This window comes from Acidaminococcus sp. AM33-14BH, from assembly GCF_003603525.1.
GTDB lineage: Bacteria > Bacillota > Negativicutes > Acidaminococcales > Acidaminococcaceae > Acidaminococcus > Acidaminococcus intestini.
The window spans coordinates 206661-219047 of the sequence record NZ_QTNG01000001.1 but is presented as its reverse complement, the minus strand read 5'-3'; the positions used below and the strand labels follow the sequence as shown (position 1 = coordinate 219047).

Below are 12387 nucleotides of genomic sequence, written 5' to 3'. Positions count from 1 at the left end.
GGTCCATCCTTCTTAATTTGATTTGACATCTGCCAAAGCGACTTCATCTGTCCCGTCGATTTCCTTGATTGTGACGTTCACCGTTTCATGGGTGCTCGTCGGGACATTCTTTCCAACATAGTCCGCCCTGATTGGCAGTTCCTTATGTCCCCGATCGACCATAACCGCCAGTTGGATGGCTTTAGGGCGCCCCATATCGATGAGTGCATCAAGAGCGCAGCGAATGGTCCGGCCAGTAAAAAGAACATCGTCAATGAGAACGATGGTCCGACCGTTAAGGTCAAAATGGATATCTGTTTCTCCCATGACAGGATTATACCCCAAGGTAGACAGGTCATCCCGGTACATCGTAATATCCAGGGAGCCAACAGGAACCTTGACGCCCTCGATTTCCTCAATGGTCTTTGCAACGCGTCTGGCAAGCGGTACACCGCGGGTCGTAATGCCTACAAGGGCTACGTGCTCCACACCTTTGTTGCGTTCCACAATTTCGTGGGAAATCCGCACAAGGGCGCGGCGCATTGCATCTTCATCCATTATCGTTTTCTTTTTCACTGAAATGCTCATGATGGATTCTCCTTAATGAAATTGGCCATGGCGCAGACGCGTCAGGATCGTTTCCATATCGCTGGGAAGGGGTGCCGTAAAGGACATGATCTTTCCCGTCCGGGGATGACGGAACGTCAATGTCTCAGAATGAAGGGCCTGTCCGTCAATGGAAAAACAGGTCTTTTGCGGTTGATATTTGGGATCTCCCACCAGGGGATGTCCCAGATAAGTCATATGGACGCGGATTTGATGCGTCCTTCCAGTCTGGAGGCGGCAGCGCACGACCGTAAAGCGGCCGTAACGTTCAAGAACCTCATAATCGGTCACGGCAAGGCGGCCGCCGGAAGACACAACAGCCATACGCATGCGGTCCTTGGGGTCTCGGTCGATGAGGGTCTCAATATGGCCCCGGTCGTCCTTGATATTGCCCCGCACAACAGCAATGTATGTACGTTTGGCTTCCTTGTCCTTGATCTGTTGGGAAAGCGACAGATGAGCCCTATCGTTTTTTGCACAGACCATGACGCCGCTAGTATCCTTATCGAGGCGATGCACAATGCCGGGCCGGACAACGCCGTTGATTCCTGATAAATCCTTGCAGTGATATAAAAGGGCGTTTACAAGGGTCCCTGTATAGTTTCCCGCCGCGGGATGGACAACCATGCCCCGCGGCTTATTGACGACAATCACATCCTCATCTTCGTAGAGGATAGCTAAAGGAATGGGCTCAGGTTCTGCCTCAAGGCTCACAGCAGGCGGAATGACAACCGTAAAGACATCCCCCAACTTGACCTTATAACTTGCCTTGACCGGCTTTCCTTCTTTGGTGACAAGTCCTTTTTCCATATCGTGCTGCAGGCTTGAACGCGAAAGATCCAGGACGTCAGCAAGATAGCAGTCCGCGCGAAGCCCTTGATCCTTTTCTGCAGCGGGCTCAGTTACTTTTGTGGTTCCGTCTTCCGGCATTCGTCCATGACAATATTCCATACAATCAGCCCCACTCCTACACAAATAAAGATATCGGCCACATTGAAGATGGGCCAAAAATAAAAGTCAAAAAAGTCAATGACAAAGCCCGTTTCGATGCGGTCGATGAGGTTTCCCACGGCCCCGCCCAGGAAAAAGGCTGCACCCAATTGGACGACAATCGCTTCTTCTTTGATCCTGCGCCAGAAATAAATCAGGACGGCAATGACGGCAACCGTCATCAAGATGAAAAACAGCCGCTGGTGCTCCAGCATTCCAAAAGCAGCACCGGGGTTAAGAATATAAGTCAGGCTCATGACCCCTGGCACGACGGGAATGCTCTCTCCCTCTGCCAGATGGGATTGAACCAGGATTTTCGTCACGCGGTCCAGGATAATGACGGCTAAACTGATGAGAACAAGAGGCATAACGCTTCGGACTCCTTCGAACGTGAATGAATTGATATAAAAAAGAAAGAGCCCTACAATGCCGTTTCCGTCCCTTGTTTTGAACCTGCATGAGCAGGTGGGTGCCCTCCCTGTCACTGCTGATGTCCCCTCAGGGGGGCATACCATGAGCGGCCGGAGTTTTCGGGCTCCCTTATAAAGAGTGTTGGCTCAAAACCTATAGGACTTTTTCGTACATCGGAGGGTTGCTCTTTACCTGTATTATAGCAAGAAATGGGGATGGGTGCAAGGTTTGAGGGAGAATCAGCCAGTTCAAAAAGCGGACTGATTGGCAAAATGAACGATTCCCCGCTGCGCAAAAACAGAAGGAACAAGAAAATGCATGACGGCTTCCCGCATGGGGCTTATTTTGCTGCCCTCTTGACTTTTCGCCTTACGTGCCCGCTTGCTGGCTCGCACCTTCGCAGCTCAACTTTCCGACTTTTTACCCTTACCTTTGAGACTTCCCCGTCATACAAAAACGAGCCAAGGATTTCTCCTCAGCTCGCAGTCAATGGGGTTATTCTTCTTTTTCCTTCTTTACGACCGTGCTCCTGATATGCAGTTCGCGCATCTGTTTTTCGTCGACGATGTTCGGAGCTTGGCTCATGACGTCCACAGCACTCTGCGTCTTCGGGAAAGCAATGACATCACGGATGGACGGACGTTTCGCCATGAGCATGATGAGACGGTCAAGGCCAAAGGCAAGGCCGCCATGAGGAGGCGCGCCAAATTCGAAGGCATTCAGGAGGAAGCCAAATTTTTCCTGAGCCTGTTCATCTGTAAGCCCAATGGCTTCAAAGACCTTGTTCTGAACAGTGCGGTCATGGATACGAATGGAACCGCCGCCAATTTCTACGCCGTTAAGGACCATGTCATAGGCTTTGGCATAGACATGACCTGGATCGGTGAGAAGCTTATCCACATCTTCATCGCAGGGAGACGTAAACGGATGGTGCATAGCGACATAACGGTGTTCTTCTTCGCTGTATTCGAACATAGGGAATTTCACAACCCACGTAAAGGCAAGCTTATCGGGATCGATGAGGTTCAGGCGTTTGCCCATTTCAAGACGAAGGGCCCCCAACGCGGCTGCCACGACAAGGGGATTCTTATCAGCCACAAAGAGCAGGACGTCGCCTTTTTCAGCTTTGCCCGTTTCCAGGATGCGCTTCATTTCTTCTTCGCTGAAGAATTTGGCAATCGGGCTCTTGATGGAACCGTCTTCGTTGACAATGATCCAAGCAAGGCCCTTGGCACCATAGATACCGACAAAGTCTACAAGGCCGTCGAGTTCACGGCGCGGGATGGCGCTGTAGCCCTTGACGTTGATGGCTTTGACAAGACCGCCTTTTTCGATGATGTCCTTAAAGACCTTGAACTGGGTCCCTTCAAGGGCTTGGTTCATGTTGACAAGCTTCATGCCAAAGCGCAGGTCCGGCTTATCCGAACCGTACTGATCCATGGCATCATCCCAGGTCATGCGGCCGAAAGGAACCTGCAGTTCCTTTCCAAGAGCATTTTTAAAGACATAGGCAATGAGGTTTTCTGTCAGCGTCATAATGTCGTCTTCGTCGATGAAGGACATTTCCATATCAAGCTGGGTAAATTCAGGCTGACGGTCGGCGCGCAGGTCTTCATCACGGAAGCAGCGGGCAATCTGGAAGTATTTTTCCATGCCGGCTACCATGAGAATCTGCTTAAACAGCTGCGGAGACTGCGGCAGGGCATAGAACTTGCCAGGGTTGACACGGCTCGGGACAAGATAGTCACGGGCGCCTTCCGGAGTGCTCTTGCAGAGCATCGGCGTTTCGATTTCAAGGAAGCCCTGGTTATCCATGAAGTCACGGACGAGCTTCGTCACTTTATGACGGAGGATGAGGTTGCGCTGCATTTCTGGTCTGCGCAGGTCAAGATAACGATAGCGCAGTCTTACATTTTCATCGACGTCCACACCGTCCTGGATATAGAAAGGAGGCGTCTTGGCCGGGTTCAGGATATTGAGGCCTTCGACTACGACTTCCACTTCACCGGTCGGAAGGTTCGGGTTTACCGTTTCTTCCGTACGGTTGCGGACCATACCTTTGACTTGCAGGACAAATTCACTGCGGACCGTTTCCGCCTTATGGAAATCCTTGTCATCATGGGCCGGGTCAATAACGACCTGGACCAGACCGGACCGGTCACGTAGATCAATGAAGATAATTCCACCATGGTCACGCCGTTTGCTGACCCAACCGCACAAGGTAACTTCCTTGCCGGCGTCTTGTTTTCTAAGCTCACCACAGTGGTGACTGCGTTCAAAACTCATGTTGTTTTACACCTCTGCCTTTTTCATATAGGATACAATCTCGGATCGTTTGATTTCTTCCTGGCTGCTGTCAGCCATGTTACGGACCGTCACGGCACCGCGGCTGCGTTCTTCTTCCCCGAAGATGAGGGCAAAGCGGGCACCCGTGCGGTCAGCCTGTTTCATCTGGGCTTTCATGCTGCGTCCAATCTGGTTCATGTCGCAGGAATAACCGGCTTCACGCAGGGTCATGACGGCTTTGAACGCGTCTGCCGTGCCGCCTTCATCAGGCACAACAGCAAAGACATCGATGGCTTCTTTTTCGGACTTGAGGAGTCCCTGCTTTTCGAGGGCCAGGATGATGCGTTCAAGGCCCATAGCAAAGCCAACGCCCGGTGTGGAAGGTCCGCCCAGTTCCTCAACAAGGCCATCGTAACGGCCGCCGCCGCCAATGGCGCTCTGCGCCCCAAGCGGGGAATACTGGACTTCGTAAGCCGTCTTCGTATAGTAGTCAAGGCCACGGACGAGAGTGCTGTCGACTTCGTAGTCCACGCCTGCTTCATCAAGAAGTTTCTTGACCATTTCAAAATGATCATGACACTCTTCGCACAGGGAATCCGTGATCTTTGGAGCCCCAGCCATGAAGGGTTTATCATGGTCGACCTTGCAGTCAAGGATACGCAGGGGGCTGCGGTCAAAGCGGCTCTGGCAGTCCTCGCACAGTTCGCTCAGATGCGGACGGAAATAGTCCTGCAGGAGGGTGCGGTGCTGCGGGCGGCATTTTGGGCAGCCGACGGAATTGATCTTGAGTTTAAGGTCCTTGAGGCCAAGCCGTTTGAGGACCGTAATGGCAAGCAGGATGGTCTCCGCATCCACCACCGGGGACGGGGAGCCCATCGCCTCGACGCCAAACTGATGGAACTGTCTCATGCGGCCAGCCTGGGGACGGTCGTACCGGAACATGGGTCCGATATAGAAGACCTTCAGCGGCATGGGTTCAGCATAGAGTTTATTTTCGACGAAGGAACGTACGACAGCAGCCGTATTTTCGGGACGAAGCGTAATGCTTCTGCCACTGCGGTCGTTGAACGTATACATTTCCTTATCAACAACGTCCGTACCGTCACCGATGCCTCTTTGGAAGAGTTCCGTATGCTCGAAGATTGGCGTGCGGATTTCCTGATAGTTGAATTCGCGGCAAACGTCGCGCAAGACGGATTCGACATACCGCCAGCCATTGACCGCGCCGGGCAGGATGTCCTTGGTACCACGGGGTGCCGTTGTTAACATAATAATCCCCTCCGTTTCCTTCAATAAAAAACTTCATGTAAACCACTTTAGTTTACCACAAGATACTGGATGATTTCAATATAAAGCGGCCTAAATTGCCTTTTCCTCCTCTTTGGGAAGAGGCTCACCCCAGTGCCAGAAATAGCCATAAAGGATCTTGATGATGGCCAGTACTGGCACAGCAAAGATCAAGCCAATGACACCGGCCAGTTTCCCTCCGATGATGACGGATAGGATAATGAGGACCGGATGCAGGGTAATGGCTTTTCCCACAAGGGTGGGCATGATGACCTGAGAGTCGACCTGGTAGTAGACAAGGTAAAAAATGAGGACCTGGAGCGCCAAGGCGGGCCGCTGCAAGAGAGCGACAAAAACAGCGACAAGGGTCCCCACAACAGAACCAACGAGGGGAATAAGCTCTGTCAGCATGGCAAGAAGACCAAGGACCAAGGTATACTGCACGCCAAGGACATAATTGCCAACGGTCAGGCAGCCTGCGGCCACAAGACAAAGCTTCAGCATATTGTCCACATAGGTGCAGAGCATGCTGCCAATGTCTTCGAGAACCTTTTCGGCAAGTGCCTGCCGGTCATAGGGAAAGACTTTGACAGCCATGGCCTTTAGGGTCCGCCAATCCTTCAGGAAATAAAAAGTCAAGAAAGGAACAAGGACCATACTCGCCATGGAACGGGCCACGCGAAAAGTCGACGAAATGAGGTCCTGGAAAAGGGCCATGACGTTACGGCCCGCCGTCGTCAGGGCTTCATTGATGAGGGCCTGCACATTGGCAGGAAGCGCAGCACGGGCCTCCGGGCCAAAAAACCAGTTCATGGTCGCTGACACCTGGGCAGCAAAACCCGGCAGGGCCTTGGTGAGGGTATTGACCTGTGTCACCAAAGGGACCATGAGGATCTGGAGGGCAGCGCTCATAAACAGAAGAAAGATGACAAATGACAGGAGGACGGCCACCGCACTCGGCATGCGGCGGTCCCGTCCCCACGTAATCTTTTCAAGCGCCCGGACAATGGGATAAAGCAAATAAGAAAAAGCAATGGAAATCAGGACGGGAAGCAGAAAATCGGCGACAAGGCAAAAAGCCGCAAAAGCAAGAAGTGCAAAAGCCGACTTTACAAGCATTCCCCGAGGTTTTTGTGTCATCATAGGGCCGCCTCTTACTGCAGAAACGGATTTCTCCGTCTTTCCCAGCCCACGGTCGTATCCGGTCCATGACCGGGAAACAGCCGATAGTCATCGGGAAGGGTCAAGAGTTTTGTCTTGATGGAAGTGAGGATATCATCATAGGAACCGCCGGGAAGATCCGTACGGCCGATGGATTCAAGAAAAATCGTATCCCCGACAAACACAACGCCGTCGCCAATGATGCACACACCGCCGCGCGTATGGCCCGGGGTTGCGGCAATGGTAAAGGTCAGACCGGCTTCTGTAACAGTCATGCCGTCTTCAAAATAGACGTCCGGCGGATCAAAAGTCTTATCCCGGTCTGTCGAATACGACAGGCTGCTGTTCCAAACGCGAAGCATAGGCGCGTCTTCTCGGCTCATATAGACCTTGGCCCCGGTCAGCTTCTTGACTTCGTCCAAAGCTGAAATATGGTCACCATGACCGTGGGTGATAAAGATGGCCGTAATTTTTTTGATTCCGGCTTTTTTAACAGCCTCCATAATCTTGAGCGCTTCATCACCGGGATCGATGATGATGCCCTCCCCTGTCTCCTCATTTTTGATGAGGTAACAGTTTTCCTGAATGGGGCCTACAACGATGCGATAGAGTTTCATAGATGGGTTTCTCCTAAAATGTTTTGCGGCTGTCGATGAGGATCGTCACCGGGCCGTCATTGATCAGGGACACTTCCATATGAGCCTGGAACTGTCCCGTTTCGGTCTTGATGCCCTTTTCCCGAAAAAGGACCACTGCCCTTTCATAAAGCCGTTTCGCCTCATCAGGCGGGGCCGACTGGGTAAAGGAAGGCCGTTTGCCATGGCGCGCGTCCCCCAAGAGGGTGAACTGGCTGACGACAAGGAGCTCGCCTTGGGTATCCACAAGGGACCGGTTCATGCGGCCTTCTTCATCGTCAAAGACACGGAGACCGGCAACCTTCTCCACAATGTAGTGAAGGTCTTTATCCGTGTCCCCTCTTTCAACGCCCAAAAGGACAAGAAAACCCTTTTGGATCATGCCGATGGATTCGTGATTGACACTGACACTGGCGCTTGATACGCGCTGGACGACTGCTCTCATAATGCTCCTTTACAGACCACTGGTCTTGCGTTCGACTTTATAGACGCCTTTGATGCGGCGCATGCGGCCAATGATGTAGTTTAGCTGTTCAAGGCTTGTAATGTCAAGTCCCAGGTCCACATAAGCCGTTTTATCTGGATTCGTATGGGCATTGAGGGAATTGATATTGACCTTTGTCTCACTGGCTACGGTCATGATGTTGGCCATGACACCCGTCTGGTCGATACAGCTCATGCGCAGGACAACCTTGTAGGCTTCATCCGTGTCGATGTTCCACGACACTTCAATCATACGGTCCGATTCCTCTTTATTGGCAAGGACATTGGGACAGTCGACGCGATGGACAGACACGCCATGGCCGCGGGTAACATAGCCTACGATAGGGTCGCCTGGAATGGGGTTGCAGCAGCGGGCAAGCTTCACCATGATATCATCTTCACCCTTGACGAGGATGCCATGACTTCCTTTATGGGGTTTGGATACCCGCGGTTTAAGTTCCTTAAGAAGCTGGGACAGATTCTTGGTCTGATTCTTTTTCTGGGCATTTTTGTAAAGCTCAATGAGCTTTACCATGACCGTGCTCACAAGGACGCCGCCATAGCCGATGGCAGCCAGCAGATTTTCCTCACTGCCGTCAAAGTGGGAACGTGTGGCCACTTCCTTGAGGTTTTCGCTCGTCAGGAGCTTTGCCGTATCATAGCCCAGGCGCCGGCATTCATGTTCAAGCATATCCCGTCCATTGACAATATTTTCTTCCCGCCGTTCCTTCTTGAAAAACTGACGGATCTTATTTTTGGTCTGACTTGACCCAACGATGTTGATCCAGTCGCGGCTCGGTCCAGGACTCGTCTTGGACGTGATGATTTCCACGATATCGCCGTTTTTGAGCTTATAGTCGAGAGGAACGATCTTACCATTGATCTTGGCACCGACGCAGCGATTGCCCACGCCCGTATGGATGCGATAGGCAAAATCAATGGGAACGCTGCCAAAAGGCAGGTCAATGACGTCACCTTGGGGCGTAAAGACAAAGACTTCATCAGAAAAAACGTCCATCTTGACCGTATCAACAAATTCGTGGGGATCGCGCATGTCACGGTGCCAATCAAGGAGCTGCCGCAGCCAGGCCATCTTTTCATCGGCCGACTTGTCCGATGAGCTCGGCATATTGGACCCGCCGGACTCCTTATAACGCCAATGGGCGGCAACACCATATTCGGAAATGCGGTGCATTTCAAAGGTGCGGATCTGGATTTCAAGCGGCTGCCCGCTCGAGGAAACGACGGTCGTATGAAGGGACTGATAGCCATTTGATTTGGGGACCGCAATATAATCCTTGAAACGACCCGGAATCGGGCGCCACTTTCCGTGGACAATCCCCAGGACGCCGTAGCAGTCCTTTACGCTGTCAACCAGGACACGGACTGCCAAAAGGTCATAGATTTCATTGATGCTTTTGTTGTCTTTCTGCATCTTCTTGTAGATGCTGTAAAAGCTCTTGGGACGGCCCTGGATTTCACATTTGATCCCACTATCACTGCACAGATGGCTCAATTCGTCCATGGCTTCCTGGACCATGGCTTCCCGTTCGTGCCGTTTGACCTTGACCTGCTCCACAAGCTCATAGTAATGCTGCGGCTCCATGTAGCGGAAAGACAGATCTTCCAGTTCCCATTTGATGGCATAGATTCCTAGGCGATGCGCCAAGGGCGCATAGATTTCAAGGGTCTCGCTGGAAATCCGTTTTTGTTTATTGGGCGGCATGTATTTCATGGTCCGCATATTATGCAGACGGTCCGCAAGCTTGATCAGGACCACGCGGATATCCTTTGCCATGGCAAGGAACATCTTCCGATAGTTTTCGACTTGCTGCTCCTCGCGGGAAATATATTCAATCTTGCCGAGTTTGGTGACGCCATCGACGAGTCCTGCCACTTCAAGGCCAAAAATATCGGTCAGCTGGTCGAGGGTCACATCCGTATCTTCCACCACATCATGGAGGAAGGCGGCAGCAAGGGTCGTATCATCCATATGAAGCTGGGCCAGGATGCTTGCTACCCCCAGCGGATGGATGATGTAGGGTTCACCGCTGGCCCGTTTCTGGCTGGCATGCTGCTCCGCCGCAAAATTATAGGCCTCCCGAACGAACTCCACTTGGCGAGGGGTCAGATATTTCCCGATTCTCACATAAAATTCCTCTGCACTGATTGGTGTTGCATCTAACTGTTCCATCTTCTCACCCCCTCTAATTATTCCATAAGGCTGCAATTGCCGCGGCCTTCATCTGCCAAGCGGCGGTCAGGCGTTTTTCCTTACGGTCCCGCTCAGCACAAAATTCCTGATAAGCAGGGTTTTCCGCCATGTCAATAGGCTGTACCTGCCGCGGCACAATGGTGCCATCCTTTTCCAGGAAAAAGTGCAGATCAAAAAAGAGCTTCAAGACACGTTCCGTAATGCGGTACCCTTCCCGTGTCGATCCCAAAAGGTCCTGTTTCGTGGCATAAGGACGCGAGTTAAGGACGCTCCGAATATGGGCATAGCAGTGGCGTAAGCCCATCACATCCGGATAGGAAGCATGAAGTGCCTGCCGGGCAGCCACCATCTCGTCGCGATGATACAGGAGATGGAGCGCACCCGCTCCTTTCAGGGGAAAATGAGCCTCATCCATAAGGGCAAAGGCACCGGCATCATAGAAAATAACCGTTTTGACCCCGCTGGGAAGAGGCGCCCCGTAAGGAAGGACATCGACCCCGGGAGGAAAGGACAGTTCTGTTTCACTTTCCTGCTTATATAGTACTGTTTTTTCTTCTTTTTGTAAAATAGTATTTAAAATAGCTTCCTTGCTCAGGTTGCTGTGACGCCAATCAACGATGGTCTGTGCCGTATCGACAGCCTTGACCTCGAGGTCCACCGTGGTTACGCCGCGGAAGGTGTTGAGGCGGGGCACAAAGGCCACGGCTGCCTCTTCTCCCTCGTAGAAGTAATGGCTCCGCGGGCCTTCCTGCCACAAAAGTCCCTTATAGCCATAGCCGCCGCTTGAAAGGTCCAGCCGCAAATGACTGCCGTCCTTTCCCATAGTGCGCACGCCCGTGATGACGGCCCTTTCAAATCCCAAGATCGGAGCCGGATTGTTCTGGCCAAAGGGTTGGAGCCGTTCAAGTTCGTGGACAATTTTTTCCGTCACAGCCTCCCCTTCGGGAATGAAATAATCCGGTTCCACTTCCGGTTCATAAATTTCGCCATGGAGGGCCGTTTTCACGGCCTCTGTAAAAAGATGCCGCAATTCGTCCACCTGATCTGCTTCCATGGTCAGGCCCGCTGCCTGGGCATGGCCGCCAAACTGGATCAGGGCGGGGCGGCAGGCTTCCAGGGCATGATAAAGATGGACCGGAGGAATACTGCGGCATGACCCCTTGGCAATGCCGTCCTTGATGGACATCAGGATTGTCGGTTCATGGTATTTTTCGGTCAGTCGGGACGCCACAATACCAATGACACCAGGATGCCAGCCTTCTTTGGCAAGGACAATGCCCCAGGTCGGGACCCTGCCCGACGCGGTCAGCATGGCTTCTGCCTCTTCAAAGATGCGCTGACTGATTTCCTGGCGCTTGGCGTTGAGGTCATTGAGTTCACGGGAAAGGTTCTTGGCTTCCTCGCTGTCACTTGTTATCAGCAGCTTTACGGCAAGCATGGCGTCGTCCAGGCGTCCAGCGGCATTGATGCGAGGCCCGATGCCAAACCCAATGGTGTCACTCGTAATGGGGGAACCTTCCCGCGTCGCCGACTGGATCAAGGCGCGCAGTCCCACAAGAGACGTATTGGCGATTTTCTTGAGTCCCCTGCGAACAATCTCCCGGTTTTCCCCTACAAGGGGCACCACATCCGCTACCGTTGCCACGGCAGCAAGTTCGATCAGATCTGTCCAAAGCGCACTTTCGGGATGAAAATGCTGCCACAGGGCCTGACAGAGCTTAAAAGCCACCCCACAGCCGCAGATGCCCTTTTCTGGGTATGAATCACCAGGCTGATTGGGATTTACGACCGTGTAGGCCGGCGGAAGCTCCTGCGGAGCCAGGTGGTGGTCCGTTATGATGACGTCAAGACCGGTGGGGGCTTTCTTGATCACATCCGCTCCGCTGATTCCCGTGTCGACAGTAATAACAAGGGTCGATCCACCAGCGTAAATCTTTTCAAGGGCCTCTAGGTTGAGTCCGTACCCTTCTGTATCGCGTCGAGGAATATAAACGGCAGCCTTGGCGCCCAAATTTTTTGTTAAAAAGAGAAAGAGCAAGGAGCTGGCAGAAGTCCCGTCTACGTCATAGTCCCCGTAGATCGTTATCTTCTCCTCCTTGCTGAGGGCTTCACAGATCCTCGTGACGGCCCGCTCCATATGGAGCAGTCCATAGGGGTCATGAAAAGGTTCGGGGCTGCCGTCAAGAAAGGTCCGGATGGCTTCAGGGTCCGTCAGGTTCCTTCGCTTGAGGATCCCCATAAGAACAGGAGAAAGGCCCAGGGCCTTTCCCGTTTCCAAAAGGTCAGGGTCAAGGGGCCCTGCCTTGTGACTGATTTTACTGCAAATCATGAACG

General features: G+C 52.5%; 10 protein-coding genes and 1 other RNA gene. All 11 read right to left on the bottom strand.

Going from position 1 to position 12387, the window contains the following annotated elements; genetic code table 11:
* Positions 1-12: 12 nt before the first annotated feature.
* Positions 13-567, bottom strand: coding sequence for a bifunctional pyr operon transcriptional regulator/uracil phosphoribosyltransferase PyrR (gene pyrR, locus DW817_RS01090; RefSeq protein WP_021736426.1), 555 nt, complete (start codon positions 565-567; stop codon positions 13-15).
* A 12-nt stretch (positions 568-579) separates the two neighbouring features.
* The gene (locus DW817_RS01085; RefSeq protein ID WP_120110439.1) at positions 580-1536 is read right to left on the bottom strand and encodes an RluA family pseudouridine synthase; all 957 of its coding nucleotides are present in this window, start codon (positions 1534-1536) and stop codon (positions 580-582) included.
* Positions 1488-1943 (bottom strand): signal peptidase II, encoded by a 456-nt coding sequence (gene lspA / locus DW817_RS01080; RefSeq protein ID WP_009015580.1) that lies wholly within the window; start codon positions 1941-1943, stop codon positions 1488-1490. Before lspA ends, DW817_RS01085 begins: the two co-directional genes overlap by 49 nt.
* A 46-nt stretch (positions 1944-1989) precedes the next feature.
* Positions 1990-2171, bottom strand: a non-coding RNA gene (gene ssrS, locus DW817_RS01075) — 6S RNA.
* A 310-nt stretch (positions 2172-2481) separates the two neighbouring features.
* Positions 2482-4272: an aspartate--tRNA ligase gene (aspS, locus tag DW817_RS01070; RefSeq protein WP_009015581.1), complete on the bottom strand. Its 1791-nt coding sequence runs from the start codon at positions 4270-4272 to the stop codon at positions 2482-2484.
* Between the two features lie 6 nt (positions 4273-4278).
* Positions 4279-5541, bottom strand: a complete 1263-nt coding sequence (hisS, locus tag DW817_RS01065) for a histidine--tRNA ligase (RefSeq protein ID WP_035224067.1) — start codon at positions 5539-5541, stop codon at positions 4279-4281.
* Between the two features lie 90 nt (positions 5542-5631).
* Positions 5632-6702, bottom strand: coding sequence for an AI-2E family transporter (locus DW817_RS01060; RefSeq protein ID WP_021736425.1), 1071 nt, complete (start codon positions 6700-6702; stop codon positions 5632-5634).
* A gap of 11 nt (positions 6703-6713) precedes the next feature.
* Positions 6714-7337 (bottom strand): MBL fold metallo-hydrolase, encoded by a 624-nt coding sequence (locus DW817_RS01055; RefSeq protein ID WP_021736455.1) that lies wholly within the window; start codon positions 7335-7337, stop codon positions 6714-6716.
* A 13-nt stretch (positions 7338-7350) separates the two neighbouring features.
* Positions 7351-7800, bottom strand: a complete 450-nt coding sequence (gene dtd, locus DW817_RS01050; RefSeq protein WP_120110435.1) for a D-aminoacyl-tRNA deacylase — start codon at positions 7798-7800, stop codon at positions 7351-7353.
* 9 nt (positions 7801-7809) lie between these two features.
* A complete protein-coding gene (locus DW817_RS01045) occupies positions 7810-10032 on the bottom strand; it encodes a bifunctional (p)ppGpp synthetase/guanosine-3',5'-bis(diphosphate) 3'-pyrophosphohydrolase (protein WP_016459683.1) in 2223 nt (740 codons plus the stop codon).
* Positions 10033-10045: 13 nt separating this feature from the next.
* A complete protein-coding gene (gene recJ, locus DW817_RS01040) occupies positions 10046-12382 on the bottom strand; it encodes a single-stranded-DNA-specific exonuclease RecJ (protein ID WP_120110431.1) in 2337 nt (778 codons plus the stop codon).
* Positions 12383-12387: the final 5 nt, after the last annotated feature.

What these genes read in the sequence shown, in the direction of transcription:
- DW817_RS01045 (WP_016459683.1), bottom strand. Translation starts at nt 10,032, where the DNA reads ATGGAACAGTTAGATGCAACACCAATCAGTGCAGAGGAATTTTATGTG.
- lspA (WP_009015580.1), bottom strand. Translation starts at nt 1,943, where the DNA reads ATGCCTCTTGTTCTCATCAGTTTAGCCGTCATTATCCTGGACCGCGTG.
- dtd (WP_120110435.1), bottom strand. Translation starts at nt 7,800, where the DNA reads ATGAGAGCAGTCGTCCAGCGCGTATCAAGCGCCAGTGTCAGTGTCAAT.
- DW817_RS01060 (WP_021736425.1), bottom strand. Translation starts at nt 6,702, where the DNA reads ATGATGACACAAAAACCTCGGGGAATGCTTGTAAAGTCGGCTTTTGCA.
- DW817_RS01055 (WP_021736455.1), bottom strand. Translation starts at nt 7,337, where the DNA reads ATGAAACTCTATCGCATCGTTGTAGGCCCCATTCAGGAAAACTGTTAC.
- DW817_RS01085 (WP_120110439.1), bottom strand. Translation starts at nt 1,536, where the DNA reads ATGGAATATTGTCATGGACGAATGCCGGAAGACGGAACCACAAAAGTA.
- aspS (WP_009015581.1), bottom strand. Translation starts at nt 4,272, where the DNA reads ATGAGTTTTGAACGCAGTCACCACTGTGGTGAGCTTAGAAAACAAGAC.
- hisS (WP_035224067.1), bottom strand. Translation starts at nt 5,541, where the DNA reads ATGTTAACAACGGCACCCCGTGGTACCAAGGACATCCTGCCCGGCGCG.
- pyrR (WP_021736426.1), bottom strand. Translation starts at nt 567, where the DNA reads ATGAGCATTTCAGTGAAAAAGAAAACGATAATGGATGAAGATGCAATG.
- recJ (WP_120110431.1), bottom strand. Translation starts at nt 12,382, where the DNA reads ATGATTTGCAGTAAAATCAGTCACAAGGCAGGGCCCCTTGACCCTGAC.